At 34.4% G+C, this 26,323-nt stretch carries 29 protein-coding genes; 11 read left to right on the top strand and 18 right to left on the bottom strand.

The window, feature by feature from the left end; all coding sequences use genetic code 11:
- Positions 1 to 101, bottom strand: a 101-nt coding sequence (locus WC622_RS08590) for an iron-sulfur cluster assembly protein (protein ID WP_372819177.1), incomplete at its 3' end; no start/stop codon positions are given.
- A gap of 123 nt (positions 102 to 224) precedes the next feature.
- On the opposite strand from WC622_RS08590, the gene WC622_RS08585 reads away from it, so the two are divergent.
- The 3 genes from WC622_RS08585 to WC622_RS08575 all read left to right on the top strand — a co-directional run bounded on the left by WC622_RS08585 (position 225) and on the right by WC622_RS08575 (position 3,679).
- On the top strand, positions 225 to 2,375 hold the full coding sequence (locus WC622_RS08585) for a transglycosylase domain-containing protein (protein WP_372819173.1): 2,151 nt from the start codon (positions 225 to 227) through the stop codon (positions 2,373 to 2,375).
- Positions 2,376 to 2,386: 11 nt separating this feature from the next.
- Entirely contained in the window at positions 2,387 to 2,923 is a 537-nt protein-coding gene (gene hpt, locus WC622_RS08580) for a hypoxanthine phosphoribosyltransferase (RefSeq protein ID WP_372819171.1), read from the top strand.
- A 96-nt stretch (positions 2,924 to 3,019) separates the two neighbouring features.
- Positions 3,020 to 3,679, top strand: a complete 660-nt coding sequence (locus tag WC622_RS08575; RefSeq protein WP_372819169.1) for a phosphatidylserine decarboxylase family protein — start codon at positions 3,020 to 3,022, stop codon at positions 3,677 to 3,679.
- 44 nt (positions 3,680 to 3,723) lie between these two features.
- Here WC622_RS08575 and WC622_RS08570 read toward each other — a convergent pair whose 3' ends face one another.
- From WC622_RS08570 to WC622_RS08530, 9 genes are all read right to left on the bottom strand, one after another.
- Positions 3,724 to 4,854, bottom strand: coding sequence for a mechanosensitive ion channel family protein (locus WC622_RS08570; RefSeq protein ID WP_372819167.1), 1,131 nt, complete (start codon positions 4,852 to 4,854; stop codon positions 3,724 to 3,726).
- Positions 4,855 to 6,081, bottom strand: coding sequence for a Glu/Leu/Phe/Val dehydrogenase dimerization domain-containing protein (locus tag WC622_RS08565; protein ID WP_372819165.1), 1,227 nt, complete (start codon positions 6,079 to 6,081; stop codon positions 4,855 to 4,857).
- 95 nt (positions 6,082 to 6,176) lie between these two features.
- Positions 6,177 to 6,524 carry a 50S ribosomal protein L19 gene (gene rplS, locus WC622_RS08560; RefSeq protein WP_055133060.1) on the bottom strand — a complete coding sequence of 116 codons (348 nt, stop codon included), beginning with the start codon at positions 6,522 to 6,524 and terminating at the stop codon, positions 6,177 to 6,179.
- 135 nt (positions 6,525 to 6,659) lie between these two features.
- The gene (trmD, locus tag WC622_RS08555) at positions 6,660 to 7,334 is read right to left on the bottom strand and encodes a tRNA (guanosine(37)-N1)-methyltransferase TrmD (protein WP_372819163.1); all 675 of its coding nucleotides are present in this window, start codon (positions 7,332 to 7,334) and stop codon (positions 6,660 to 6,662) included.
- A gap of 114 nt (positions 7,335 to 7,448) precedes the next feature.
- Complete coding sequence (locus tag WC622_RS08550; protein ID WP_372819161.1) at positions 7,449 to 7,649, bottom strand: helix-turn-helix transcriptional regulator; 201 nt, start codon at positions 7,647 to 7,649, stop codon at positions 7,449 to 7,451.
- Positions 7,639 to 8,517 (bottom strand): hypothetical protein, encoded by an 879-nt coding sequence (locus tag WC622_RS08545; protein WP_372819159.1) that lies wholly within the window; start codon positions 8,515 to 8,517, stop codon positions 7,639 to 7,641. Before WC622_RS08545 ends, WC622_RS08550 begins: the two co-directional genes overlap by 11 nt.
- A gap of 141 nt (positions 8,518 to 8,658) precedes the next feature.
- Positions 8,659 to 9,297 carry a hypothetical protein gene (locus WC622_RS08540; RefSeq protein ID WP_372819157.1) on the bottom strand — a complete coding sequence of 213 codons (639 nt, stop codon included), beginning with the start codon at positions 9,295 to 9,297 and terminating at the stop codon, positions 8,659 to 8,661.
- A gap of 40 nt (positions 9,298 to 9,337) precedes the next feature.
- A complete protein-coding gene (gene rimM, locus WC622_RS08535; RefSeq protein WP_372819155.1) occupies positions 9,338 to 9,865 on the bottom strand; it encodes a ribosome maturation factor RimM in 528 nt (175 codons plus the stop codon).
- A 97-nt stretch (positions 9,866 to 9,962) separates the two neighbouring features.
- Positions 9,963 to 10,568: a 30S ribosomal protein S16 gene (locus tag WC622_RS08530; RefSeq protein WP_372819153.1), complete on the bottom strand. Its 606-nt coding sequence runs from the start codon at positions 10,566 to 10,568 to the stop codon at positions 9,963 to 9,965.
- 149 nt (positions 10,569 to 10,717) lie between these two features.
- Between WC622_RS08530 and WC622_RS08525 the strand changes: the two genes are divergently transcribed.
- Together WC622_RS08525 and WC622_RS08520 are read left to right on the top strand one after the other, a co-directional pair.
- Positions 10,718 to 11,236 carry a 5' nucleotidase, NT5C type gene (locus WC622_RS08525; protein ID WP_372819151.1) on the top strand — a complete coding sequence of 173 codons (519 nt, stop codon included), beginning with the start codon at positions 10,718 to 10,720 and terminating at the stop codon, positions 11,234 to 11,236.
- Positions 11,237 to 11,279: 43 nt separating this feature from the next.
- Positions 11,280 to 11,603, top strand: coding sequence for a heavy metal-binding domain-containing protein (locus tag WC622_RS08520; RefSeq protein ID WP_372819149.1), 324 nt, complete (start codon positions 11,280 to 11,282; stop codon positions 11,601 to 11,603).
- A gap of 72 nt (positions 11,604 to 11,675) precedes the next feature.
- On the opposite strand, the gene pfkA is transcribed toward WC622_RS08520, so the two are convergent.
- From pfkA to WC622_RS08495, 5 genes are all read right to left on the bottom strand, one after another.
- Complete coding sequence (gene pfkA / locus WC622_RS08515; protein ID WP_372819147.1) at positions 11,676 to 12,659, bottom strand: 6-phosphofructokinase; 984 nt, start codon at positions 12,657 to 12,659, stop codon at positions 11,676 to 11,678.
- Entirely contained in the window at positions 12,660 to 14,336 is a 1,677-nt protein-coding gene (locus tag WC622_RS08510) for a protein-disulfide reductase DsbD family protein (RefSeq protein ID WP_372819145.1), read from the bottom strand.
- Between the two features lie 108 nt (positions 14,337 to 14,444).
- Complete coding sequence (locus tag WC622_RS08505) at positions 14,445 to 14,888, bottom strand: protein-disulfide reductase DsbD domain-containing protein (RefSeq protein WP_372819143.1); 444 nt, start codon at positions 14,886 to 14,888, stop codon at positions 14,445 to 14,447.
- A gap of 73 nt (positions 14,889 to 14,961) precedes the next feature.
- Entirely contained in the window at positions 14,962 to 15,411 is a 450-nt protein-coding gene (locus WC622_RS08500; protein ID WP_372819141.1) for a protein-disulfide reductase DsbD N-terminal domain-containing protein, read from the bottom strand.
- The gene (locus WC622_RS08495; protein WP_372819139.1) at positions 15,411 to 16,214 is read right to left on the bottom strand and encodes a biotin--[acetyl-CoA-carboxylase] ligase; all 804 of its coding nucleotides are present in this window, start codon (positions 16,212 to 16,214) and stop codon (positions 15,411 to 15,413) included. The genes WC622_RS08500 and WC622_RS08495 overlap by 1 nt, the downstream gene beginning before the upstream one ends.
- A gap of 15 nt (positions 16,215 to 16,229) precedes the next feature.
- Here WC622_RS08495 and rsfS point away from each other — a divergent pair, with 15 nt between their 5' ends.
- The 4 genes from rsfS to WC622_RS08475 all read left to right on the top strand — a co-directional run bounded on the left by rsfS (position 16,230) and on the right by WC622_RS08475 (position 20,626).
- Positions 16,230 to 16,604, top strand: coding sequence for a ribosome silencing factor (gene rsfS, locus WC622_RS08490; RefSeq protein ID WP_372819137.1), 375 nt, complete (start codon positions 16,230 to 16,232; stop codon positions 16,602 to 16,604).
- A 29-nt stretch (positions 16,605 to 16,633) separates the two neighbouring features.
- A complete protein-coding gene (ftsH, locus tag WC622_RS08485) occupies positions 16,634 to 18,739 on the top strand; it encodes an ATP-dependent zinc metalloprotease FtsH (RefSeq protein ID WP_372819135.1) in 2,106 nt (701 codons plus the stop codon).
- Positions 18,740 to 18,835: 96 nt separating this feature from the next.
- Positions 18,836 to 19,480 carry a lactate utilization protein C gene (locus WC622_RS08480; protein WP_372819133.1) on the top strand — a complete coding sequence of 215 codons (645 nt, stop codon included), beginning with the start codon at positions 18,836 to 18,838 and terminating at the stop codon, positions 19,478 to 19,480.
- 66 nt (positions 19,481 to 19,546) lie between these two features.
- A complete protein-coding gene (locus WC622_RS08475) occupies positions 19,547 to 20,626 on the top strand; it encodes a 3-oxoacyl-ACP synthase III family protein (RefSeq protein WP_372819131.1) in 1,080 nt (359 codons plus the stop codon).
- On the opposite strand, the gene WC622_RS08470 is transcribed toward WC622_RS08475, so the two are convergent.
- The 3 genes from WC622_RS08470 to WC622_RS08460 all read right to left on the bottom strand — a co-directional run bounded on the left by WC622_RS08470 (position 20,623) and on the right by WC622_RS08460 (position 24,126).
- Positions 20,623 to 22,128 carry a tetratricopeptide repeat protein gene (locus tag WC622_RS08470; RefSeq protein WP_372819129.1) on the bottom strand — a complete coding sequence of 502 codons (1,506 nt, stop codon included), beginning with the start codon at positions 22,126 to 22,128 and terminating at the stop codon, positions 20,623 to 20,625. The two genes, WC622_RS08475 and WC622_RS08470, sit on opposite strands and share 4 nt — an antisense overlap.
- A 157-nt stretch (positions 22,129 to 22,285) precedes the next feature.
- Positions 22,286 to 23,029: a zinc ribbon domain-containing protein gene (locus WC622_RS08465; RefSeq protein ID WP_372819127.1), complete on the bottom strand. Its 744-nt coding sequence runs from the start codon at positions 23,027 to 23,029 to the stop codon at positions 22,286 to 22,288.
- A complete protein-coding gene (locus WC622_RS08460; protein ID WP_372819126.1) occupies positions 23,029 to 24,126 on the bottom strand; it encodes a Nif3-like dinuclear metal center hexameric protein in 1,098 nt (365 codons plus the stop codon). Before WC622_RS08460 ends, WC622_RS08465 begins: the two co-directional genes overlap by 1 nt.
- A gap of 134 nt (positions 24,127 to 24,260) precedes the next feature.
- On the opposite strand from WC622_RS08460, the gene WC622_RS08455 reads away from it, so the two are divergent.
- The gene (locus WC622_RS08455) at positions 24,261 to 25,922 is read left to right on the top strand and encodes a hypothetical protein (protein WP_372819124.1); all 1,662 of its coding nucleotides are present in this window, start codon (positions 24,261 to 24,263) and stop codon (positions 25,920 to 25,922) included.
- Positions 25,870 to 26,310, top strand: coding sequence for a hypothetical protein (locus WC622_RS08450; protein WP_372819122.1), 441 nt, complete (start codon positions 25,870 to 25,872; stop codon positions 26,308 to 26,310). Before WC622_RS08455 ends, WC622_RS08450 begins: the two co-directional genes overlap by 53 nt.
- Positions 26,311 to 26,323 lie beyond the last annotated feature (13 nt).

The raw sequence follows: 26,323 nt of genomic DNA, 5'->3' as shown, positions 1-26,323 counted from the left end.
ATTTTAACATCCTTGATCATGTTTAGCGTAACCAGATCTTTCTTCAAATCTGGATCTTCTACATTGCGCAAGGCATCTAAAACCTGTTCATTGGTAATTATCATTCCTCAAAATTAACAAAACATAGGCATAAAAAATTTTCTATCGTCCTTTTTGTTGTAATTTTAACACGAAATAAACATTTGCTGTAAGCGTTTGTTTAACAATAATTTCTACTTTAGTTTATGCATCTACCAAAAATTAAAATCCCTAAAAAATATTTAAAGATTGGTGCCTGGGTTTTAGGCGTTTTTTTACTCGTTTTTATTTCACTTGGAGCAATAGCTTATAATAAAAGAGAGGCCTTGCTAAAAAAAATGGTGGCAAAAGCTATCGCAAAAGCGGATAAAGATTATGGACTAGAGATTAAAATCGGCTCTGCTGGCTTCACTGGATTAAGCTCCGTAAACATGAAGAACATTTCGGTGGTACCCAAGGACAGAGATACATTATCCACAATAAATGATATCACCATTGGAGTGAAAATATTTCCATTGCTATTTGGCAACGTTAAATTATCGGAAATCAATCTTAACCAAGGAAAATTAAATATTGTTTTAAGAGATTCTTTAAGCAATTTGGATTTCATCTTGAAAAGAAAAAAGAAGGATAGTGTTGCATCATCGAATAAAGTGGCGCTGAGCGATTTAGCTAGTAATTTGTTAAATGAAGTTTTTTATAAAATTCCTGATGATATGGAAGTGAAGAACTTTTTGATGCAATTGAACGATAATGATACAGCATCAGTTAAGTTTTTGACCACCAGTGCAACTATTGATAATGGCGAATTGAAATCTAGTGTTTTGGTAAATGATACCGCAGCAACTTGGCACTTAAATGGTAAACTGCGCCCAAGTAGCAAGCGATTAAATTTGATGCTTTTTGCAGATGGAAAGAAAGTAGAATTACCGTATTTAGAACGAAAATTACATACAAAAGTAGCCTTTGATACAGTTAGAACGGAGATGAAAGACGCCGATTATAGTGGTGATGATTATAAAATTTCTGGTTCTTGGTCTATTAAAAACCTGCTGATTAATCAGAAAAGGATTTCATCGGCAGATGTTATTGTACCTGATGCAAAAGTGGATGCAGATATGTTAATCGGCGAAAATTATATTTGCCTGGATAGCACCTCAACTGTTTTCTTAAAAAACGCATCTATTCATCCTTACTTGAAATATACGTTGTCTCCTAACAAAATTTATGAGATGAAACTAAATGCTGAAGAACAAGATGCACAAGCTATTTTTGATTCTTTCCCATTAGGATTATTCGAATCTTTAGAGGGAATACAGGTAAAAGGCAAATTGAAATATAATCTGGATTTTTATTTAGACACATCAATTCCTGATAGTGTAAAATTCAATTCTACACTAACCCCTACCGATTTTAAAATTGTGAAATGGGGTAAAACAGATTTGCAAAAGATTAATTCTACTTTCGTTTACACACCTTACGAATATGGCAAACCAATGCGAAATATTACCATTGGCCCATCTAATCCGAATTTTACGCGTTTAGATGATATTTCCTCAAATTTTAAAAATGCATTGTTAACTTCAGAAGATCCATCTTTCTTTAGGCACAAAGGTTTTGTAGAAGAATCCATTCGGAAATCTATCGCTGTAAACTTTAAAGAAAAGCGTTTTAAACGTGGTGGAAGTACAATTTCTATGCAATTGGTAAAAAATGTTTTCTTAAGTCGACAAAAAACGTTAGCCCGCAAAGCGGAAGAAATATTAATTGTGTGGTTAATTGAAAACAATAAATTAATTAGTAAACAACGGATGCTAGAAGTCTATTTCAATATTATAGAAATGGGGCAAAACGTTTATGGAATTGGTGAAGCCGCTCGCCATTACTTTGGTAAAACACCTGCCGAACTAACTACAGGAGAGGGAATTTTCTTAGCGAATATTGTTCCGAAACCTAAGGTTGCACTTTACAAATTTATGAGTGATGGTAGTTTAAAAGGATATTTATTACCTTATTTCAATTTTATTGGTAATACCATGGCAAGGCGGGGTTTAACCCCTGCAGATACCAGTGGGTATGGTTTCTATAATGTGCGTTTACGTGAAGGATTAAGACAATATTTATTGCCAGATTCTGTGGTAATTGACACCAATAAAATTGAAGGGGAAGAAGATGATATGATGCCTCCTGGTGGAATGCAAGATAAATCTAAAAACCTTTTTGATCGTTTATTTGGCTCACCTAAAAATGATACTCTAAGTAAAATTCCCGTAAAAACGGACACTGTAAAAACTAAAAAACAATTGCGCCAAGAAAGAAGAGAGAAACGGAGAAAAGAGAATGAAGGTGGCGGATAAATTATACAGAAATGAATAAAATTCAGGTACACGATAAAGACTTCGAAATTTTGTTGGAAAACGACACGATTAATAAGCGAATTCGTTTAATTGGTATTCAGCTTAATGTTGATTATGAAAATAGATGCCCAATTTTTATCGGGGTTTTAAATGGTAGTTTTTTATTCATGGCCGACTTACTTAAAGAAATAGATATTGCTTGTGAAGTAGGTTTTATTCAAGTAGCTTCTTATAAAGGAACAGAAAGTACTGGCAAGATAAAGGAGACTTTTGGATTGCCAACTGATTTACATAATAAAGATGTGGTTTTAGTAGAGGATATTGTGGATACGGGTTTAACACTAAAATATATCCTCGAAAAAGTACATGCACAAAAACCTGCGTCTGTAACCGTTTGTAGCTTATTGTTTAAACCAAAAGCATTAAAAGAACCCATTGAAGAGCTAAATTATGTTGGCTTTGAAATCCCTAATGAATTTGTAGTTGGTTATGGCTTAGATTATAATGGCTTAGGCAGAAATTTAAAAGACATTTATAGAGCCATATAAGTTGACGATTGTAGATTACTAGACATAATTCGTCAATCTAAAATCATCAATCTATCAGTTTTTTTTCCGATTTTTGCTTCACTAATAATAAAAACAATGACTATACATAAAGAAGGTTACACCACCATTGCGCTTACCGTTTTATTTATCATGGTACTAAATGCTTTTGTAGATTATAAATTTGCAGATTTAGCTTGGTTGCGTTGGTTTGTTTATATCTTATCTTTTGCTCTTTTTGTTATCGTTTTACAATTTTTTAGAAATCCGACTAGAACTTTTACTTCGGGAGAAAATCTGGTGATATGCCCTGCTGATGGCAAAGTAGTAGTGATTGAAGAAACTGAAGAAAGCGAATATTTTAAAGATAAACGTTTACAAGTTTCCATTTTTATGTCGCCAGTTAATGTACACATTAACAGAAACCCGATTTCTGGAGTGGTGAAATTTTTTAAATATCATCCAGGCAAATATTTAGCAGCTTGGAATCCAAAATCTAGTACAGAAAACGAGCGCACCACTACCGTAGTGGAACACAAAAACGGCACTCCTGTGTTGTTCAGACAAATTGCTGGAGCTTTAGCCCGCAGAATTGTTTGGTATATTAAAGAAGGTGATCAAGTTGTACAAACCGAACAATTTGGCTTTATAAAATTCGGTTCCAGAGTAGATATCTTTTTACCTATCGGGACCAAAGTAAACTTACAATTAGACGAAGTTGTTAAAGGAGGAATTACTGTTTTAGCAGAATTGAGCTAGTTTTCTCGTCGAGTTCTACCATTTTCCATTTTAATTACAAAGTTTTACACTTTAGGCTTATCAGCTACTTGACGCTGAGTTGGGTATGCGAAATCCGAGTTATATTGATGAACAATCTCAATAATCTTAAAGTTAACTCCTTCTTTAATTTTAAGATAAGTATTGAATTCTGGGTTTTCTACGAGATATAAAATCTGAATATTTAAAGCAGAATCTGCGAAACTATCAAAAGTTGCTACACCATCTGTCGTATCAGGATTTTGTGCTAAGAACTGATTAATCTCAGCGATAATCTTTTTAATCATGTCGGCTTCTGTTTCGTAAATTATACCGATATTAAACTTAACTCTACGGAAATTCCTTCTAGTCATGTTTTCTAGAACACCATCTATCATTGCCCTGTTGGGAATAATTAGTGTTGTTTTATCCGTGCTACGTAAAACGGTACTTCTAAATCCAACTTTTTCAATCGATCCTTCAATTCCATCAACTTTTACCAAATCACCTACAGTAAATGGTTTGTCAATAAAGATGGTAAATGAAGCAATGAGATTTTCCAATGTTTCTTTGGCTGCCAACGCTATTGCAATACCCCCAATCCCCAATCCTGTAATTAGACTTAGCGCATTTACTTCAAACACATAGCCTAGCAGTACGAAAAAGCCAATAAAATAGACAATGAATTTAAAAAGCTCTTTTAAAAATGGCACTAACTGATCATCAGCTTTGTTATCAGATTTTATGGCTCTGTATATAAATACATGTGCCACAAAATCTATAATTCTTAAAATAATCCAGAAGAATGAAAGGATGATTAAGAATAGAAATATTTTATCCAAAAGCTCACCAAGTGTAAACGCTTGTAATACTTTTACTTTATCAACTAGTTTATGATAATGAAAAACCGCTACTTCAAGCGGGTGCTTTAATTGATTTACCGCTAAATATAAAGAAGTTAACGTGATGAAAAATTCAAATGGTTTTAAAAGCAGAGCGATAAAAGTGTCCATTTTAACTTCATCAGCAAATTTTTTGAACAGTTTAAAAAGGAGTTGACTTAAAAATCGAGAAACGATTCTTTTAAATAAAAGTCCGAGTAAAATAATACCCGTAAACATACAGTACGCCTGTATGGTGTTGCCCCAAAATACTTGTTCAAAAAATTGATTACCCATTTATACCAATTGTTTCAGTGCAATTTCAAATGCTGTACTTGATAGATTTGTTCTTTTGTTAGTTAGTGTATAAACCGCTAGCAAAGCATTTCCAATCACGTTTGATGCATCAGAAAAAATTGCGTCATCACTCATTTCTACATTACGTTGCATTAAATATGCAAAAACTCTAGCCATACCACAATTTGCAATAAAATCTGGAATTACAGCAACGTGATTATCTGCATGTTCCATAATGCTTCCGAAGAATATTTCTTTATCAGCAAAAGGTACATTAGCGCCACAAGCAATTACTTCTAAACCGCTTTTAATCATTTTATCTACTTCTTCTTGCTGAACTAACCTTGAAGATGCTGCTGGCACAAAAATTTCAGCACCAACATTCCAAATTTTTTCATTTACCTCTGCAAAAGGAATTAAATTATCAGCAACTAAGGTATTATTTACCCTATTGTTAAATAAGGTTTTAACTTCTTGTTCCGTAAATCCCTCAGGTTTTATTAATCCACCAACACGATCTATAATTCCTACAATTTTTACACCATGTTGAGCCAAATAATAGCCTGCTGCTGCCGCAACATTTCCCCAACCCTGTATAATTGCTTTTTTACCCGCTAATTCCCCGCCCCAAATATTATAATAATGTCTAATCGATTCAGAAACGCCATAACCGGTAATCATATCCGCTACTTTGTATTTTCTTTTGATATCCGGCGTGTAATCTAAATCTTCCAATACTTTAGAAACACCATAACGTAACTGCCCAATTTGGTGAATACGCTCGTTTTCTCTAGCTTGATAATGTCCACTAATTACTCCTTCTTGTGGATGCCATAAACCATAGCTTTCGGTAATTGGAATAACTTCGTGTATTTCGTCTATATTCAAATCTCCTCCAGTACCATAATAGCTTTTTAATAATGGCATAACGGCTTTATACCAGCGTTCTAAAACTTCTTTTTTACGTGGATCTGCTGGATCGAAATTAATACCAGATTTTGCTCCTCCAATTGGTGGACCAGAAACAGTAAACTTAACTTCCATTGTTTTAGCTAAAGATTCCACTTCACGTTTATCTAAACCTTTGCGCATACGCGTACCACCGCCAGCAGCGCCACCGCGTAATGAATTGATCACTACCCAGCCTTCTGCTTCAGATTCCTTGTCTTTCCATTCAAAAACAATTTCAGGCTGTTTCTCTTCGTACTTTTTTAAAAGCTGTTTCATTTCGTTCATTTCAATTCTATTTGGTGCGGCAAAGATATAAACAAAAAAACCTCCACGAAACTAATCGTGAAGGTTATATATCTTATTAAAGAATATTATTTTCTTAAAGACTTGATACGAGCAGCTTTACCAGTCAATTCACGTAAATAGAACAATTTAGCTCTACGTACTTTACCGTGACTGTTAACCTCTACTTTATCAATATTTGGAGAATTAATTGGGAAGATACGCTCTACTCCAACACCATTACTCATTTTACGAACAGTAAACGTTTCGTTTGCACCAGCGCTGTTACGTTGAATAACAACACCTTGATAAATTTGAATACGTTCTTTATTACCTTCGCGAATTTTATAGTGAACACTCACTGTATCTCCTGATTTGAAAGAAGGAAACTCATTTTTTGCAATTACTTGCTCTTCTACAAATTTTACTAAATCCATGATTTTAAGCTATTAAGCCGATTTTTTTCTGTTTAAAATCGGACTGCAATATTAGGAAAATTATTTTATAAATAAAAGTGATGTTCGAAATTTATTTATTTTCTAACAAATTGTAGTTTTTCCACACTCACTCGTCTACTTTAATAAGTCTGGCCTACGTTCTTGTGTGCGCTTAACCGCTTCTTCGTGGCGCCAGTCGTTTATTTTTGCCTCATGCCCACTCAACAATACGTCCGGAACCTTATGCCCTCTCCAGTCAGCTGGACGAGTGTACAATGGGGCATCTAACAAATCTCCTTGGAAACTATCGGATAAAGCAGAAGTTTCATCGTTCAAAACTCCTGGAATAAGTCTGATTACTGCATCAACCAAAACAGCAGCAGGCAATTCTCCCCCAGATAAAACATAATCACCAATTGAAATCTCTCTCGTTACATAAATATCACGTATACGTTGATCAATTCCTTTGTAATGCCCACATAAAATGATGATATTTTTTTTCGTCGAAAGCTGATTTGCAATAGTTTGATTTAAGGTTTCTCCGTCTGGGCTCATGAAAATGACTTCATCATATTCACGTTCACTTTGCAATTGCTCAATACAAGCAGCAAATGGCGGTACAGCCATAATCATTCCGCTTCCTCCGCCATAAGGATAATCATCCACGCTTTTCTGTTTATTGGTCGCGTAATCTCTTAAATTATGAACCACAATTTCTGCAATACCTTTTTTTTGTGCTCGCTGTAAAATAGAGTGAGCAAAAGGGCTTGTTAATAAATCTGGTAAAACGGAAATGATATCAAAACGCATATACAAAGATATGGAAAATGTAAAAAGGAAGATGTGCTAACCTTGTTTAATTAGTGTAATCGAACGGCTAGTTAAATCTAGTACATTTTCCATCTTCCCTTTTCCTTTTTACCTTTAATCTCCTTCTTCCAATAAAAAAACTTCTTCCACTGGAACTTCAAAAACTTTTGCCATTTTTAACGCTAACACAGTTGATGGAACATATTTTCCAGACTCTATGGTATTTATAGTTTGTCGAGAAACTTGAATTAAATCGGCTAATTCAGCCTGAGTTATATTTTTTATTGCTCGTTGTACTCTTAAATTATTTTTCATAACTCATTCCCTCCTCAAAAGTATTCAATTGTTTATTGTTTTTGTAATACATGTATTCCATTCTAATAATGAAGAATAAAAGCAATGAAAATTGAGCGAAAAGTAACATTAACAAGTAGTTAAGAGAATACACAAAAATTGTTGCAGTTAATAAGACTGCATAATTAAAATAAACAGCAAGTTGTAAAGATTCTAATCTTTGTTGCATCACCATTTCATCATCATTTTTTTGATGAGAAAAGGCCCACAACATTAATCCAATCACCATACTAAAATAAGAATAAGCTACTAGCGGATCTGATAATTCTGTTTCCTTCCAAAGTCCAAATGATAAAAATGCTAAACTAATCAATGAAATAATCTTTCCAATACTTCTAAAAGGCTTATTAGGCATAAACCTAGGTTCACTAATTAAATAGCTGTCTTTACTTAAATAAGTGAGATAATAATACCTCAGGATGAAAATTACTAGCGGAGTGAAAATATTTAATTCTATTAAATGCTCCGCAAAAAATGGAATTTCTTTAATGGTTAGGTTAAAAATCAGCCCAACGATATAAAAAATGTAATAACACACTACCGACCAGTAAAGCGAATTAATTCTAAGTTTAGCACTTAGCTCGTCCTCCTTCTTATTTTTAGAAAAAGCAATGAGCACTAAGCCTATAATTACTAAAAAAATTGCCAGTTCATTGGTGAAATTTTCAAATGCTGGTTGAATAAAGGAATCTTTCTCCCTCATTCGAAATCCAAAACCAGGAATATTATAATTATTGAAGATGTACAAATACCCTAGAACGAATCCTGGGATTGCCATAGTGAAACCAACAATACTACACCATGTTGGAAACAAGAATTTACTTTTCATTTTTTAAATCTTTAAGTTCTACATTAGACCACAAGATTGCGCATCAAGTTTGTTTGAACAAATGTAAAACAAAATTGTCATTAATGTCAAGTATTTTTTACTAAAAGCTTGAATTAGTTTACAAAAAAATTTAAAAAATGCTTAAATTGTCCACTGGTCGTGGATAATAGCAATCAAAAAATATTGACCATCTTCCTTTTCGAAGACTAAACGAAGACTTGTCCAGTCCATCCCCTTATTTTTTTGATCAAATCCGCTAAAATAATAATCTATAAAATGATGGTTTGGATATATGGTTGTGAGGTTGTTCAGCGAATTCCCTTGTTTTATAATTTCGTCATACGCAACTGCTTCAGCATTTAAATAATCGGCATTATAAGCGAACTTTTTAAGGTAAGCTGGAACTGTCAATTTAATTGGATCGCCTGTACCATCCAAACTTCCCCAAGTAAGCACCCATTTTTTATGAATGGATTCTAGAAAATCCTCTGGTGTGAGCTTTTTAGATTTCGTCGTATCAATAAAGCCATAAGGCGAAAATCGAACACCATCACTTGAAAAGTATTTAGTAAGTTCTTGAAAGTTATTCTCCTTAAGAAAAATTAAAACTTGCCTTCCTGTTGCCTTAATAGAATCTTGCTGCGATAACCCATCATCTTCAAGCAATTCTGCTTTGGTGGTGTCTGCAGCTTTAACGGGTGTTTCTTCTTTATTTTCTTTCCGATTATTACAGGAAGAAAATAAAAAAAGTAGTAAGGCAATTAGCGTTAAGCGTTTCATTTACATTCAACGAAAAAACCTGACTATTGTTTCAATTTTATTAGTTAGAAAGATAAATATCTAGCAATCCTTCTGGCAAATCGACATATAACGTTTTCTCCTCTTCATCAATTTCTACAATCATATCTTCATTTAAAGGAAATAAAATTTCTTTCTCTTTATAAAGTAACGTAGCAACAAATTGTTGGGGGTATTCATTAACATCTATAATTTCGCCAAGTTCGCCATGCGTTTCATCAGACACCATAAATCCTTTTAGATCATTGTATGTAAAATCATCTTCATCGCGTTCTGGCATTTTATTCAATGGCATATAGATTTTTTTCTTCACCAAAGCTTGAGCTTTATCGATATGATCTATATCATCAAAATAAAAAAGACCTGTTTGGTTTGGATATAATTTATGGGAAGCCACAAAAAAAGGAACCATTTTACCATTCATGTCAGCAAAAAGCACATCCAAATCTAAATCCTCATAGGCATCAAATTCGAAATATAGTTGAACTTCTCCTTTTAAACCTTTTGTTTTAGTAATGTAACCGATATAAAATGATTCTTCCTTAGTCATAATTTGAATTGGCCTCTTAGGGGATTTAGGTGTGGGTTAAATAAAAATAGCGTCCCGAAACTCGGAACGCTATAAATAAGTTAAAACAAATCTATGATTATGCTTCTTCTTTTGTTTCTTCAGCCGATTCCTCAGTAGCAGGGGTTTCTTCAACAGCAGGAGTTTCTGCTACCACTTCTTCAGTTGCAGCTTCAGCAGCAGGAGCTTCTTCAGCAACTACTTCTTCTTCAACAACCTCTTCTACTGGAGCATTTTTCAATGCAATTGCAGCAGCACGGTCAGCATTTTTCTTAGCCTCAGCAGCTAAAGCAGCTTTTTTAGCTTCGCTTTTGCTTGTGCTTAAGCCTTCGATTTTTCCTTCAATCTGACCACCTTTAGCTTCTACCCAAGCTGCAAATTTTGCATCTGCTTGTTCAGCTGTTAAAGCGCCTTTTTTAACACCACCTTCTAAGTGTTTTTTGTATAAAACACCTTTGTAAGAAAGGATAGCACGAGCGGTATCTGTAGGTTGTGCACCTTTGTTTACCCAGTCTAAAGTTTTTTCGAAGTTAATTTCGATGGTTGCTGGATTGGTGTTAGGGTTATAAGAACCTAAACGCTCAATAAATTTACCATCTCTTGGAGAGCGAGAATCTGCTACTACCACATGGAAAAAAGGTTTCCCTTTTTTACCGAATCTTTGCAATCTGATTTTAGTTGCCATTTTTCTTTAAGTTTATGTATTCAACATAGTTCCCAGAGCTTCGTGCTTGCGGGGATGCAAAAGTAAGTAAAATACTAATAACTAGCAAACTGCATTAATTTTATATTCAATTAACATAACTCTACAAGCAAATTTGGATATTTACAGCCATGAAGATAGCCATAGATATGGACGAAGTCCTAGCCGATCCCATTAAAAAATTTATTCAGCTTTATAACCGCGATTACGGTATTCCAATAGATTTAAAAATAGATGCTGGAAATGAAATTTACCATCACATTCCTGAACACATTAACAACAAATGGTTCGATTATATTAATGAAAAAGGTTTTTTTAGAGATTTGGAGCTAATTGAAGGCAGCGTTGAGGCCGTTAAAAAACTACAAGAAAAACATGAGGTTTACATTGTTTCTGCAGCAATGGAATTTCCAAACTCCCTTGAAGATAAATACCATTGGTTAGCTGAACACTTCCCGTTTATAGGCTGGAAAAACATCATATTTTGTGGCGAAAAAATTGTGAATACGGATGTAATGATTGACGATAGAGCTAAAAATTTTATTGATTTTAAAGGCAGAACTTTACTTTTTACCTCGCCTCATAATTTATTGTTAACAGATTACGAACGCGTTGATACTTGGGAACAAGTATTAGCCAAATTGTTGTAACAATTTTCCAAAATTAACATCGAATTATAAAAACCTAAATAAGATGTTAATTACAACCACAAATACCATTGAAGGCAAGAAAATTGTGAAATACATTGGCCTTGTAACTGGCGAAACTATTATTGGCGCCAATATTTTTAAAGATCTTTTTGCGGGCATCCGCGATATTGTTGGCGGACGTTCTGGCTCTTACGAGCAGGTGCTTCGGGAAGGTAAAAATACCGCAGTAAATGAAATGCAACAATATGCTTCTGCAATGGGTGCTAATGCAATTATTGGAGTAGATTTAGATTACGAAACAGTTGGTAGCGGAGGAAGCATGCTAATGGTTACCGCTAGCGGAACTGCGGTTATACTTGAAGATTAAATTGGATGTAAGAAGGAAAAGGTGAAATGGAAGAGGAACAACCATCTTCCATTTTACATCTTACGTTTTCCATTATAACGAGAGTATCTCAACCAACCTAAGCCAAGCTGGAGTAATTTTTTCTGCGTCAATATGTTTAATGGCGTGTGAAAATGGCGTAAATACAATTTCACGATTAACCTGGCCTGCCATTACATCGGTTTTACCAGCCAACAATCCTTCTACCGCAGCCACACCCAAACGGCTAGCTAGAACTCTATCCATGCAGCTTGGTTTTCCACCACGTTGAATATGTCCTAAAACAGAAATACGAATATCATAACTAGGGAATTTGTCTTTTAAGGCTTCCCCAACATTATATGCGCCCCCTGCTTCATCGCCTTCGGCTACAATAATAATCTTTGAAGCTTTATCTTTTCGTCCATTTTCTAATCTAACCACCACGTCCTCAACTCCAATTTTTGCTTCAGGAATCATAATCGCCTCTGCGCCCACACCTATTCCACTTCTTAAAGCAATTAATCCAGAATCTCGACCCATTACTTCTACAATAAATAACCTGTCGTGAGATTCTGCTGTGTCTCTAATTTTATCTACCGCATTTACAACAGTGTTTATGGCCGTATCGTATCCAATCGTAAAATCTGTACCTTCTAAATCGTTATCAATAGTGCCGGGTAAACCAATTACAGGGAAATTAAATTCTCGAGAAAATAAATCTGCTCCAGTAAAAGTTCCATCTCCTCCAATCACAACCAAGGCATCAATATCGCTTTCTACTAAGTTTTTATGCGCTAATTCTCTTCCTTCTTTTGTCCTAAAAGCATCGCTTCTAGCTGTTTTTAAAATCGTACCTCCGCGTTGAATTATATTTGCTACAGATTTACCATCCATTGGCATAAAATCTGCGTGAATTAGTCCTTCGTAACCCCTTAAAATACCTGTTACTTTTAAATTATGATATAAACTTGCTCTTACTACTGCTCTAATTGCCGCATTCATTCCTGGCGAATCGCCACCAGATGTTAATACTCCTATATTTTTTATTGTACTCATTTATTTTTTTATGGCAAATTCAGCTAATCCTTTATTTAGATAAGCTATGTATTTATCAATGTCATATTCTACACCAATTGGCGGAGAAACCAGTTCTTTTTCATCGTTTCCTAAAAGCACATAATAGGGCTGTGAAACTGTTTGAAATTTATCGGCCTGTAAATGTTGGAATTTTAATCCAACCGTGTTGACTTTTCTTTTTAATACTTTAGAATCGAATTGTTCATGCTCTGGAAGATCAGTTTTATCGTCGGTGTAAATTGCAACAGCAACGTAATTATCGTTTATAATTTTAAGCACTCTTGGGTCTGATAGAACCTTGGCCTCCATCTCTCTACAATTTACACAACCATGTCCTGTAAAATCTAAAAACAATGGCTTATTTACACTTTTTGCATAAGCAAGCGCTTCTTCATAATCGAAAAACCCATCAGTTATTTTATATTCGAAGCTCAAGAAATCACTATACTTTTTCTTGCTACTTACTTCTGTTTTTGCACCAACCGTTCCGCCCTCAGATAAAACAAAATCTTGTGTTGACCTTGGTGGGACCAATGAACTTACGGCTTTTAAGGGCGCTCCCCATAAACCTGGAATTAAATAGAATGCAAATACAAAACAAGCAATAGAAAGGAAAAGTCGTGGAATAGATACATAAGGCAAATCGCTATCGTGTGAGAATTTGATTTTTCCTAATAAATAAACACCTAAAAGGATGGCCAGAACAATCCAGATGGCTAAGAAAATTTCTCTATCTAGAATTCCCCAATGATAGGACAAATCTGCGGTAGATAAGAATTTTAAGGCTAAACCAAGCTCTAAAAAGCCCAATACCACTTTAACCGAATTTAACCAGCCGCCAGATTTAGGCAGTCCGGTCATTAAACTTGGAAATATCGCAAACAGTGTAAATATTATCGCCAGTGATAATGAGAAGCCAAACATCACCACAACTGGTGTCCATAAATCAGTATTGATCGCAACTAAAGATGTTCCAATTAATGGCCCGGTACAAGAAAACGAAACGACTGCAAGTGTGGCAGCCATAAAAAATATGCCACTCAAACCTTTAGAATCTGATTTCGCATCTAACTTATTTACAAAAGAACTTGGCAAGGTGATTTCAAACGCTCCTAAAAAAGACACCCCAAAAATGACAAGAATTAAGAAGATAAGAATATTAAAAAACCCATCGGTTGAGATTTGGTTTAATGCGCTTGCTCCCCAAATAAGCGTAATAATAACACCCAGCCCAACATAAATTACTATAATGGATAATCCATAAATTAGTGCGCTTCGTATTCCCTTTCCTTTGCTTTCTGCTCTTTTGGTAAAAAATCCCACGGTAAGTGGAACCATAGGAAATATGCATGGCAGAAAAAACGCAGCTAGACCCGCTAACAACCCTAAACCAAAGGTTACCCATAAGGATACCGGTTTTGTTACCGTATTTGTTGTTGTTGGCGTGGCTGTTTTTGCGCTATCAATTGCCGCTTCCGAAGGTTTTACTTTACTATTCGCAACGCTATCTTCTGCAGATCCAACTGTAGTAAATTGAATATCATCTGGAACTGCATTTGCAGTGGTATCAGCTTGCGGTTTTAATGCAATGCTTTGATTGGGGTTTATCAGTAAAAAAATGCCGACAAAAAATAAAAGGAGGCTTATCTTTTTCATTATTGTTATTTAAAAGTCGTGAAATTAAGAAATCTTTTCATTAAAGACAGTGAATACGGGCTTGCCGTTATTTACATTGCAGAACAATTACATTTTGTTGCCATCAATTTATTTTACAAGAATGTTAAGTGTAATTTCATCTGCCGGCAAGCAACTTCTGTCGTTACAAACCATAAATTCTACTTTTGCTTTAACAACCGCTTCCTTTTTATTCATTTTTATCTTCTGTTGAAAAACGACTTCTTTCTCAAAATACGCTAAATCCATCTTTACAGTTTTGTCGTATTTTTTAATTGGATTTGGCTCGATTGTTCTACCTATCAACGTAAAATCTTTAGAGGATGCATAACTAAACTTTAATCTCATCGCATCTGATTTTACATTTTGAGAATAAACATGCCATTTGTTATCTAGCTTTGCTTTTAAGTACAGTATCGCTTCTGTTTTGTTAACCTTTTTAGCAATATAAGACCATGTTATCGGCTTTTCTAGTTGTGCGAAAGCAGCAAAATTCAAAATTGTGAAGACTAAAAGGAGCAAAAATTTTTTCATCTTTTATATAGTTTGCGAAAAACAAAAAGCCTTTTAACAGTGTCAAAAGGCTTCTCGTATGATAGGTTAAATGTTACTTAACAGGAATACTAAATGTTACATCGCTTGGCGGTAAACATTGTTTATCGTTACACACCATAAACTCTACTTTCCCTTTTACTACTGTAGTGCCTTTATTCAATTTTATTTTTTGTTGAAAAACTACTTCATTTTCGAAATATAGTACGTCCATTTTAAACACCTTTTCGTATTTCGTAATTGGTTTTGGCTCTGTTGTTTTTCCAACCAATGAGAAATCCTTTGATGGAGCGAATGCAAATGTGGTTTTATTTGGGCCTCCAGGTTTTATATTCTGAGAATAAATATGCCAATCGTCTTCAATTGTAGCCTTTATGTATACAACTGCTTCGGTACTGCTGATTTTCTTTGCAGAATATGCCCAACTTACAGGATTTTCTAATTGTGCAAAAGCTCCAACAGCGGTAAAAAATACTAGTGTTAAAATTAAGGTTATCCTTTTCATTATATGTGATTTAAAAATTCTATTTCTTTAAAATTATATTCCTTTATTTTTCTGTTTTGTTCTATGTTCAATAATCCCAAATCAGTTACTCCTTTAATTATACCTTCAAAAACCTCGCCATTTTGTCGGTATGTTGATGGCTTGTTAAATTTGTATAGCTTCTCAACGTAAACTTGCCTTAAAAACGTATAGTTTCCCGCCTTTAATAACAAATACATACTTTCTATTTGACTGCAAATTTCAATTAATAGCTCATTTAAATTAACATCTTGTTGTAAAATTTGATGTAACGATATCGCTTTACTCCTTAACTCTTCCGAAAATTCTTGTTGATTAATGTTTAATCCTATGCCAATAACGGCAGTTTTAATCGCATTGCCAGTTACTGAATTTTCTATTAAAACTCCGCCCAGTTTTTTATCAAAATAATAAATATCATTTGGCCATTTTATGCTAATCCCTTCTGCAACATAAGTAGTCAAAGCTTTATTAATAGCAATGCTGATGGCCATATTTAATAAAAACTGTTTATTTAAGGGTAAAAATTTTGGCTTTAACAAAATACTGATAGTCAGATTTTTTCCGGGTTCAGCGTGCCAAGTGTTTTGTTGTTGTCCTCTTCCCGCAAACTGGTCATCTGCCATAATTACAGTGCCTTCTGGTAATGGCTCGGATTTTGACACCAAGTTCTTTAAAAAGTTATTGGTAGAATCGACCGCCAATAATTTGATGCGATTTTGACCAACAAATAGTGTTGAAAAAGTGTTATTTTGCAAGTGTTGATTATATTTGTTGATAATCAAAATTAAAAATTTTTAATGGTAAAAAAGAAAACCGCAAACCTTTCTACATACCTCTCAGAAATAGCCGTACATGGCATTCAAGAAAAAAAGGGAAATGATATTGTCCGTTTAGATTTGAGAGAACTAAACAGTTCAGTTTCTGATTATTTTATTGTTTGCAATGCAGATTCTTCAACTCAAGTAAAAGCTATTGCCGATAGTGTTGAAGATGAAATATATAAATTAACCAAAACAAACCCTTGGCATAAAGAAGGTCAGGAAAACGCCGAATGGATCATCTTAGATTACTTTGATATTGTAGTCCACATTTTTAAAACAGAAAAACGTGAGTTTTTTGGAATTGAAGATTTATGGGGCGATGCAGAAAGCACATCTTTCAAGAGTGCTTAAGCAATTATTTTACACATATTTGAACTAACATGAAAGAAAATCAAAATACAAATACCAAACCAAAGCAGATTAAACGCATTCCTAATATCCCTAAAAAACCACAAAAAGGCTCTAAATTCAATATTTTTTGGATTTATGCAGCAATAATAATCGGATTATTAGTAGTTAACTTTATGTTTAACTCCGAAACGGTTAAAGAAGTAAATTATGCCACGTTTGAAAAAGACATGTTATTAACTGGCGATGTTGAAAAAGTTGTTTCCTATAAAGTAGATGACATTGCTAGGGCGGAGGTTTTCATTAAAGCTGATAAAAAGACAGATCCAAAGTATAAAAAATATATTTCTCAAAATGCATTTAATACTTCAGGAAATGGGCCATTGGTATATTTTAATGCGAGTACTTTAGATGATATCGCTAAACAATTAGAGAAATCACAAGCAAACTTGCCTGCAGGTAGTGCAATTATTAAACCTACTGTAGTGTCTAAATCAAATGCTTGGTCTGGCCTTTTCGTTAATATTATTATCCCTCTATTACTTATTGTGGGCCTTTGGATTTTCATGATGCGCCGTATGGGTGGCGGCGGAGGTGGCGGAGGTGGCCAAATCTTCAATATTGGTAAATCTAAAGCTACTTTGTTTGATAAAGAAAGCCAAGTTAGCATCACATTTAACGATGTTGCTGGTTTAGAAGAGGCAAAACAAGAAGTAATGGAAATAGTAGATTTCCTTAAAAATCCTAAAAAATACACCAATTTGGGAGGTAAAATTCCAAAAGGAGCTTTATTAGTAGGTTCTCCAGGTACGGGTAAAACATTATTAGCAAAAGCTGTTGCAGGCGAGGCCCAAGTCCCATTTTTCTCTTTATCAGGATCTGATTTTGTGGAAATGTTTGTCGGTGTTGGCGCTTCCCGTGTACGTGATTTATTTAAGCAAGCGAAAGATAAAGCGCCTTGTATCATCTTTATTGATGAGGTTGATGCAATTGGTCGTGCTCGTGGAAAAAACAGCATGATGGGCGGTAACGATGAGCGTGAGAATACATTAAATCAATTATTGGTAGAAATGGATGGTTTCGGTACAGATTCTGGAATTATCATATTAGCGGCAACAAATAGACCCGATGTTCTAGACTCTGCTTTAATGCGTCCAGGAAGATTTGACAGACAAATTTCTATTGACAAACCAGATTTAATTGGTCGTGAGCAAATTTTTAAAGTTCACTTGAAACCAATTAAGACTTCAGAAGAGGTGGATGCTAAAAAATTATCTGCTCAAACCCCAGGTTTTGCAGGTGCAGAAATTGCCAACGTTTGTAATGAAGCTGCATTAATTGCTGCTCGTCGCAATAAGGAATCAGTTGATATGCAAGATTTTCAAGATGCAATTGACCGTGTAATTGGTGGTTTAGAGAAGAAAAATAAGATCATTTCTCCAGAAGAGAAAAAAATCGTAGCCTATCACGAAGCTGGTCACGCAATTGCGGGATGGTTTTTAGAACATGCCGATCCATTGGTTAAGGTTTCAATTGTTCCTCGTGGTGTTGCTGCATTAGGTTATGCACAATATTTACCAAAAGAACAGTTTTTATACACTACAGAACAATTAACAGACGGCATGTGTATGACCATGGGTGGTAGAGTAGCTGAGGATTTAGTTTTCGGAAAAATCTCTACTGGTGCACAAAATGATTTAGAGCGTATCACTAAATTATCATATGCAATGGTAACTATTTATGGAATGAACAGTACGATTGGTAATGTCTCTTTCCATGACCCACAAAATGAATATAACTTCAACAAACCTTATTCTGAAAAAACATCAGAAATGATTGATCATGAAGTTCGTTTATTAATTAGTGATGTTTACGATAAAACAAAACAATTGTTAACCGATAAACGTGAAGGGTTAGAAAAATTAGCTCAGAAGTTGATTGAAAAAGAAATTTTATTTCAAGCCGATTTAGAAGAAATCTTAGGTAAACGTCCGTTTGATAACAGAACTACTTACGATGAATTTGTAAACGGTACTGGCGATCAAACCCCTGCAGCGCAAGGGTTAATTCACGATGGTGTTGGACCAACTACAGATCCAAGCGCACCATCTGCAAATGCAGAAGAAGAAAGCAAATAATTTTCTTTATTAGAAAAAATGATAGGAAGCAATCTTAATAATTAAGGTTGCTTCTTTGTTTATATGGGCAAGGATAAGTAATTTTGATTATAAACTATGAAAGAGAACATTTCTTCAAAGGAACTTATGCTTAAAAAAATTAGAAAGGCCTTGCTCGAAAAGCGGGATAATCCTTACCCTAATTTAGAAGAAAGTCAACTTTATAAAACCAACACAGAAGAGTTAGAAATTTTATTTGCTGAACAATTAACTGCTGTTGCTGGTAATTTTATTTTCTGTGAAAACGGAGTAGATTTTATCGAGAATATTCTCGAATTAGCGGATAGGTTTAGTTGGAGAAAGATTTACTGTTGGGAACCAGAATTACAAGCTTTGTTAGCAAATTACGAATTTCCTTTTTATCAAACAGATAAAGATTTTGAGCAAGCCGAAGTGGGTATCACCCTGTGTGAGGCGTTAATTGCTCGTAATGGTTCTGTAATGGTAAGTAACCAAAATGCTGCTGGTCGTAGATTAAGTATATTTCCTCATCATCATATAGTTATTGCTAGAACTGGGCAATTGGTTTTAGACCTAAAAGACGCTTTTCAACTACTTAAAAATAAATACGGCAATCAAATTCCTTCAATGGTAAGCAACATTACCGGTCCAAGCAGAACTGCGGATATTGAAAAGACTTTAGTCCTCGGGGCCCATGGGCCAAAAGAATTATTTGTATTTTTAATTGATGATTTTTCTTAAAAATTTTTAATTTCAATTAAAATATAATATTTTTATACTAGATACCAAATTAGTATACGGTACATAATGGGCAACGAAAACAAAATTTATTCAGTTATTACTGGCACTGGGAGTTATATACCCGAAAATATCATCTCTGGAGATCACTTCATGGATTCTTCGTTTTTTGACAATGGCATTAAGCTAGATAAAGAAAATACCGAAATCATTAATAAGTTTAGTGAAATTACTGAAATAGTTGAACGCCGTTATGTTTGCTCAGATTTACTGAATAGTGATATCGCTACTTTAGCCGCAAAAAAAGCACTTGAAGATGGTCGTGTAGACAAGGAAACATTAGATCATATTATTTTTTGCCACAATTTTGGTGATGTAAAACTGGGTTCAAACCGGATGGATATGTTGCCTGCGTTAGCAGCAAAAGTAAAACAACACTTAGAGATAGAAAATCCTGATTGTGTAGCTTACGATATTATTTTTGGTTGTCCGGGATGGGTTCAAGGTGTTATTCAAGCCGATTATCTGATTAGAAGTGGGGATGCTAAAAAAGTAATGGTTATCGGCTCAGAAACGCTTTCTAGAATTATTGATCCACACGATAGAGATAGTATGATTTTTTCTGATGGTGCCGGAGCTGTAATTTTTGAAGGAAAAGAATCTGAAGAACCTACAGGCATAATAGCTCATAAAAGTCAAACCTATGCTGGCTATGCTTCTCTTTTAACTATGGGCAGTAGCAATAATCCAGATGAACAAAATGGAAATATGTACTTGAAAATGAACGGTCGTAAATTATACGAATTTGCTGTTATTAATGTTCCCCAAGTTGTAAAAAAAGCGATTGATAAATCTGGAGTTTCACTCGAAAAAATAAAGACCGTTTTTATTCATCAAGCCAATGGCAAAATGGATAATGCCATTATGAAACGTTTATTTAAGCTGTATGATTTAGATTCTGTTCCAGAAAACTTGGTGCCTATGACTATTTCTTGGCTAGGTAATAGTTCGGTGGCCACTATTCCTACACTAATTGACTTAGTTCTGAATGGTAAAGTAGAAGGTTATAAAATTGAAAAAGGAGAATATGCCATTTTTGCATCGGTTGGTGCGGGTATGCATATTAATGCTGTGGTTTATAAATTTTAACCCCCTATTCTTTTTAAGCCTTGTTTTGCTTCTGTTTCAATACTGTTTTCATCTTCATGGCCATTCATGTTTATCGCTGTATTAAAACTTACTTTCGCCTTGGGTGAGTTTTTCTTCTTTTCATAAATCTTACCCATTTGCACCGCAGCCTTAGCCGCATAATAATATTTTAAATTCTTACCTAAATTAATTGCGCCCTGATAATTTATTATTGCAGTATCATCCTTTTCTAAATTATCATTTATTCTTCCTAAACGATAATAATACTCTGTTTTATCCTTTGCCGATCGAAAATCTTCAGCTTTGAAATCTGTTAAAATAGCCAATGCTTTCGATAAATAACCTCCATCAAACAATAACCTTGCTTTAAGCAGATCTATATTTGGCGTTGGCGCATTTGCTTCGTTAAGCGCTTGCTTATCTCTTTCATGATACGTATAGCCATTAGTTTTAGTTTTCGCCATCAAGGCAGAAAAACCTGATGCATCACCTTTTAATAAGCTAATCCACCCCAAATGCAAATTGGTATCTTTTATATAATTTACTCCTTTATTTGTTTGTAAATATCGTTCGAAATATGTCGCAGCCGAATAGTCCAATTTATTTAATTTGGCAATTCCCATCAAATAATCTAAATAAGGAAATGCTTGATATGCTACTCCAGTGGGTCTATCTAGTAATATATTTATCGCTTCATCATTATGCCCATTTCTTGCACACACATAGGCTTGCAAATATGCTTTCAACAAGCTACTATCTGCAATTCTTGCTGTATATTTCATGGTTTTTGCATAGGCTAATGGACTGTGCGCCACATCTGATAATACATAAGCATAATTAAAAACGGTCTCTTCATAAAAGGGTTCGTAAGCCGATTTAGGAAGATTTTCTGCTAATCTGTCTAGCATATTCACTCCAGTTTGCAAATTACCCTTTAGTCCAAAAGTTGAAAGCGTTGTTTTTAAAACACCATCAGGTAAAGCACCCATAACAGCATTAATTATGCCCAGCCCTATTCCATTCAAATGAAAACCAGGAAACTTTTTAGCGTTTTCTTGTAACAGATTATTGGCCTTATTAATTTCTCTCGCTGCAGTAAAATAAGCGCCATATCTTCCCCTAATTAATGCCCACTGTAAATTGATTTGTGCTTGTGCATATAAATAATAAGGAGAGTTTTTATCATCATCGCTAATCTGATCAATGCGATTATCTTTATTAGATTCTAATCGTTCAAATTCAGATTTGCTTTCTGTCGTTAATAAATAAAAATAATCGACATAGTTTTCTAACAATGGTACTATTGAATTATTCGGATGGATTTTCTTTTCAGCCGTAATTAATTGTCTGGCTGTACCTAGTTTTAACTCAAAAATATTCTGATATGCTTTTAAACAGTTGGCATTAAAATCAAAGTTAGCTGAGGCTACAAAAGAAGTAAGGAAGAGAAAAGAAAATATAGAAAAGAAGGTAGAAAATTTTGGTATTTTGATTTTATGCATGTAAGGCGAATCGCTATTAAAAGTTTAAGTTAACGAATTTATATAACGTAAAAAAACCTTGTATGTTTTGACTAAAATAAATTTCAATCTTTAAAAGCACCCCATAAAAAAAGCCAGACTTTCATCTGGCTTGGTATTTATATTTGGTTTTTGGTTGTTAAGCTTCTGCTAATTCATGAGTTAATGCCTCATCAACTAAAATTCTGCCACAGTGTTCGCAAACAATAACTTTTTTGCGCTGACGGATATCTAATTGACGTTGAGGTGGGATTTGGTTGAAACAACCTGAGCAAGAATCTCTATCAATTGTTACAACAGCTAATCCATTTACAGCATTACCTCTTAACCTGTGGTAAGCAGTTAATAAACGCTCCTCAATTTGAGTTTCTGCTTTATCTGCTTTTTTAACTAAAGCATGCTCTTCTTTTTCGGTTTCTGAAGTGATTGTTGCTAACTCACCTCTTTTAATTTCTAAATCACCTTTTCTTGATTCGATATTTGCTAAAGCTTGTTCGTAAACTTCTGTTTTAGAAGCGATATCAAAACCAAATTCTTTGATTTTTTTCTCACAAACTTGTATCTCTAAGTTTTGAATTTCTACTTCTTTAGTTAAAGCATCGTATTCACGATTATTTTTTACGTCCTCTAATTGTTTTTCATATTTTTTGATTAAAGCTTGTGCTTCTTTAATCATGTTTTTACGATTTACAATTGCATCTTCAGTATCGTCTAATTCAGCTTTGATTTTTTGTATACGTGTTTCTAATCCGGCTACTTCATCCTCTAAATCAGCCACTTCCATTGGCAATTCACCACGAATTTGACGTATTTTATCAATCTTTGTATGTAGGTTTTGTAATTCGTATAAAGCTTTTAGCTTTTGCTCTACTGTTTGTTCCATTAAATGAAATAATTTATGGGGTTTGTGTTATGCTCCGTTAAACGGATTGCAAAGTTAGGAAATTTTTCTTGAATATTATCTATCAACAAATTAGATGTAAATTGTTCGCTTTCGTAATGGCCAATATCACAGATGATCAGTTTCTGTTCTGCATCAAAAAATTCATGATATTTAAAGTCTGCGGTAATAAAAGCATCAGCACCCGCAGCAATTGCATCCTTTAGTAAAAAACTCCCTGAGCCACCACAAACTGCCACTTTTTTTATCTTTTTAGATAATAATTTAGTGTGTCTAATCACTTTTGCTTGCATCTTTTCTTTAACAAAGTGGAGAAAATCCATGTTATCCATTTCTTGTGGTAACCAGCCAACCATGCCTGCGCCAACATTTTCCAATTTGTTGGCTAACGGATAAATATCAAATGCCACTTCTTCATAAGGATGATTTTCTAATAACGCCAGCAAAATTTTACGTTCATCTTGTACCTTAAAAATCGTTTCAATCCTTACTTCTGTTTCATGATGTTGTACTCCTTTTTCACCCACAAAAGGATTGGTTTCTTCATTCCCTTTAAACGTCCCTTCTCCTTCGGCATTAAAACTACATTCGCTATAGTTACCAATATTTCCAGCGCCAGCGGCAAACAATGCATTTCTAATCTGCTCTGCTTGTGCAGTTGGACAAAATGTAACCAGTTTTTTTAAAAAATTATTTTTAGGAGATAGAATTTTTGCGTTTTGTATGCCTAATCTTTTGCAAATTTCTCCACTTACCCCATGAGCTACATGATCCAAATTAGTGTGAATGGCATAAAGAGCGATGTTATTTTTTATCGCTTTTAGCACAACCCGTTCTACATAGGTTTTTCCGTTAAACTTTTTTAATCCTGTAAAAACTATCGGATGGTGAGTGATGATTAAATTACAATTTTTAGCAATCGCCTCGTCAACAATCTGTTCTGTACAATCTAACGCTACTAAAGCAGCATGAATTTCATCATTTGCATGGCCAACAATTAGCCCAGAATTATCATAATCTTCCTGATAATTAAGAGGCGCAATAATTTCGAGGAAATTGGTAATCTCAGATAACTTCATTCTATAAAGATAATAAACCGTTTAAAAACCAGCGTATTTCTAGTCTTATTACTTGTCATTTATCCCCCAAAAAGACGATTTTTTGAAGGCCCTCTCTAAAATATCTTAGATACTCACTAAAACAAACTAAGAGAATGAAAATTAGACTATTATTTATCGCTTTACTGCTAGGTTTAAGCTTGGGTTGTAAAAAATCAGTCCCTTTTGTATCTAATATAGACACATCTTTACATAAAGAATTGGGTAAAAACTTAAAAAACCCTTATTCCGTTACAAACATGAGGAGCGCTTACGCTAGCCTAATTACAAACAACACCCATCTTTCTTCAAGAGACCGAACATTATCATCCATACAGGGGACAAAGCTATCTCTTGAAAGCACGCAATTATTGCAAAGTAGCAATGTTATTTCCGCAGTGCAAGGTACCGCTATTTCAAAAGAAGCTATAACCGCAAGCCATTATTACATTAAATTTAAACCGAAAACACTTAAAGAGTATGATTTGCTAAAAGCCGATTCTAGTTTAGTAATTTATCCATTTCCTATAGACTCAGAAACAAACAATTACCACGCTAATTACCACGACCCTAGTTTGCCCGCAAATGTCCCAACATATCAGTATGCATCAGTACCCATAAACCACAAACTGCCCAATATTGAATATGAAAAGTTAGAAGATTTGTTTTTACCCAACGAGCAAAAGCCAAATAGTACAATTGCCACAATAAAAGTAAAAGACTTAGTAGACAAATCTTATGCTCAGTTAATGCTACCCGATCCAGGCGACGATGGAGGTGGTGGCGGTGGTGGTGGTTATCCGCCAAGCGACCCCTACCGTAATGGTGATGATTGGCGACCAAATGGTCGTATTACAATGTACGACGAGGTATTGGGCACCACAATAGGAGTAGAGGGCTTAAAAGTAAGGGCTCGCAGGTGGTTTACAACTTATGATGGCATTACTGATGCTAATGGTTATTATGCTGTTGATGGCTGGTTTAGTAACCCAGCAAATTATTGGCTGGATTTTGAGCGTTATGATTTTGCCATAATAGATTTTGTTCATCAAAGTAATATTGAGCTAAGTGGGCCAAAAATAGAAGCTTCTTGGAATGTGGATTTTACTGGTTTCCATAAATATTGTGCTACAATTTTTAGAGCTGCTTTCCATTACTATTATAAAGATATACACGGCTTAAGAAGGCCGCCACAAAACAGTTTTTGGGCCAGGCAGTTAAAAATAACTGCTCTTAATGTTACATCTAACCCATCGGGGATTACAAATCCTATACATACTTGGTTCGGAATAAATGACCTTGTTACTATTGCTACTTTAGCAAAAAGCACAGAATATACTTATTCTACAACCATACATGAGCTAGCGCATGCTGCTCATTGGGACAATTCAAATTTGTCTTTTGCGCTAAGCGCTTCTACAGCAACAGAATCTTGGGCTGCTGGAGTAGAGTGGTACTTAACTAGAATGGAATACCCTAACCATTTAGGAACATATTGGCCACTAGGAGGGAATTACAGGAATGTTGTGATGGATTTAATTGATGATGCATCTCAAATATCCTATTTTGACAGACAACAATATTCTGGTTTTTATAATAATTTTGGTTTTGGAGCACCAAATGATCAGGTCGAGGGGTATAATATTGTAGATATCCAAAATGCGCTGATAAATAATCCTACGACTTGGAATGAATGGAAAACTAACATTAAAAACAATTACAACAATGCAACAGAACAACATGTGGATGCGGTATTTGACGCTTGGCTCAGTTATTAGCTTAATCTTTTTATTTAATTCATGTACCGATACTTGGCCTTCTAAAAGTAAAGGAATTTTTCATTTTGTTAATGAAACCAATTATGCAATTACTTATACAAAAACATATAGTACATTTAATGTCCCTGCTAAATCAACAACTACTTATAGCATGGAAATTCCCGCCGAATCTACTATTTCTGATTATGTTAGTCCTTTAGCCGATTTAAATGAAAAACTAAACATAACGTTTGGTAATGTAAAATGCTTGATTGATGTAAAGATTGACGATATACATAGTATTAAAAATATTAAAAACTTTACTGCCGAAAAAATAGGTAACGACCTTTACAAATTCACCTATACCTTTACGGAAGCCGATTATAATAGAGCTGTAACTTGCCCGTGATTAGATCGCCAAA

It is taken from the genome of Pedobacter sp. (genome assembly GCF_041662865.1).
Taxonomy (GTDB): Bacteria; Bacteroidota; Bacteroidia; order Sphingobacteriales; family Sphingobacteriaceae; genus Pedobacter.
This window is presented reverse-complemented; position numbering and strand designations above follow the sequence as displayed.